Source organism: Chryseobacterium sp. PMSZPI, assembly GCF_002835665.1.
Lineage (GTDB): Bacteria > Bacteroidota > Bacteroidia > Flavobacteriales > Weeksellaceae > Chryseobacterium.
Genome location: NZ_PIZV01000058.1, coordinates 1 through 377, shown reverse-complemented (window position 1 = coordinate 377; position 377 = coordinate 1). Strand labels below are relative to the sequence as shown.

Sequence of the window (377 nt, the reverse complement as noted above, 5' to 3'; positions counted from 1 at the left end):
TACATTTTGCCTCTTGGAAACCAATGCAATTAAATAATCCAGAAATAATAGTAAGCTATCCTTCCGGTAAACAGGAAACATGGAAACCGAACATAACATTACTTCCTGTCCATAAATTAAAAGAGAAACATGGTATAAAAGAGCTTTATCAACTCTCATCATATTCATTTAAAGAATCCGGTAACATAACATTAACGATTACTGAAAATCATACAACGAATAAAAAGATCTCAATTCAAGTAAAATAAATAAAATGTCCCTCCAATATAACGGAGGGACATTTTATTTATTTATTTATTTATTTATTTATTTATTTATTCTATATTAATTTGTCGGTTCATTTAATGTTGCAATTATCTTATTTGCAGTGTTCTTTC

The 377-nt window shown here is 27.3% G+C and carries 1 protein-coding gene; it reads left to right on the top strand.

What is annotated here, in order from left to right; genetic code table 11:
- Positions 1–248, top strand: a 248-nt coding sequence (locus tag CW752_RS11720; RefSeq protein ID WP_228401722.1) for a hypothetical protein, incomplete at its 5' end; no start/stop codon positions are given.
- Between the last annotated feature and the right edge of the window lie 129 nt (positions 249–377).